The 1,232-nt window shown below is 29.1% G+C and carries 1 protein-coding gene; it reads right to left on the bottom strand.

The window, feature by feature from the left end; genetic code table 11:
- A partial coding sequence (locus L8X28_RS08265; RefSeq protein ID WP_263666053.1) for a cache domain-containing protein occupies nt 1-993 on the bottom strand: 993 nt, incomplete at its 3' end.
- Nucleotides 994-1,232 lie beyond the last annotated feature (239 nt).

Genomic DNA, 1,232 nt, shown 5'->3' with positions numbered 1-1,232 from the left:
AAAGTCAAAGAAAGAGTTAAGGCCGGTTTGGATTTTTTGAAGTGGAGAAAGATTATAATTAATCATAAATCTTATAATTACAAGAGCAATTACCAAGCTTATAACACCAATAATGATTTGTTGTATTAAAGCTTTATTTACCGGGTCTTTATAGATTTTTTCATCTGCAATCACACAAACATTGTATCCTGTTGAAGATTTCTGACAAATCACAGCCTTGCGAGGAGCATTTCCATCTTCAATTAACATTGGTGAGCTTGAAAGAAGTCCTGATTTTCCTTCAGGTGTTGAAAGATATGATTTTACTATATTTTGACTTAATTCATTTTTTGTTAATAATGCCTCAGAAGATTCATGAAAAAGTATAGTTCCATCATTATCTAAAACCACAGTATATCCGCTTTGTGACCTTCCCATTGATAATACATTATCTGAAAAAGTATTTAAATCATAATTTCCACCTACTGCACCTATAAATTTACCATTAACAACTATAGGATATGAAAAAGATAAAGAAGGAGCTTTTAAGCTAGGGGCAATATAAGGCTTTGATATTACAACTTTGTTTTCTCCAGAAGCAACACTTGTGTACCAACTTCTTGTTCTAGGATCATAGCTATCAGATGGCATTTGATGGTTTCCATTTGATCTAATCATTGCACCATTGTGTGCAAGTCCTACATATAGCACATCAAAACGACTAGCTTCTTTTGCAACTTTAACCATAGTGTAAATTTCTTCTAAACTCGCATTAGGATTTTTTTGCAATTCAGAGGCGACAGATCTAATAGCATCGCTTCTTGAAGCAGTGTAGTCATCAAAATTCTTTAAAACATCTTGCATTGTTTTAACTTGTATATCATTGATGAGTTTTTGAACATCATGCTTTACTTCGGCATAATTAAATGCATTTGCTATAAATAAAATAGCTATAATTGCTAAAAAAACAAAAAAAGTTAATTTTCCCGTTAAACTTCTTGTAATGTTTTTCATAATGAATTATCCTTGTTTAAAAATTGTAAATTTTAAGGGAAAAATTATCTTGTATTATTTTTAATAAAAAAATGCATTATTTAAATATAAAAAAACTATTTTTTAATAAAAAAATTATAAAAAATAACAATCACATCCAATCAAAATCACCAACCCCAGCTTACCAATTAACACTTAAATCTTATATCACTCAAACTAAACCCATTAAGGGTTTAGTTTAATTATTTAAAACTTTTTCC

Source organism: Campylobacter sp. CNRCH_2016_0050h (assembly GCF_025772605.1).
Lineage (GTDB): Bacteria > Campylobacterota > Campylobacteria > Campylobacterales > Campylobacteraceae > Campylobacter_D > Campylobacter_D lari_D.
This window is presented reverse-complemented; position numbering and strand designations above follow the sequence as displayed.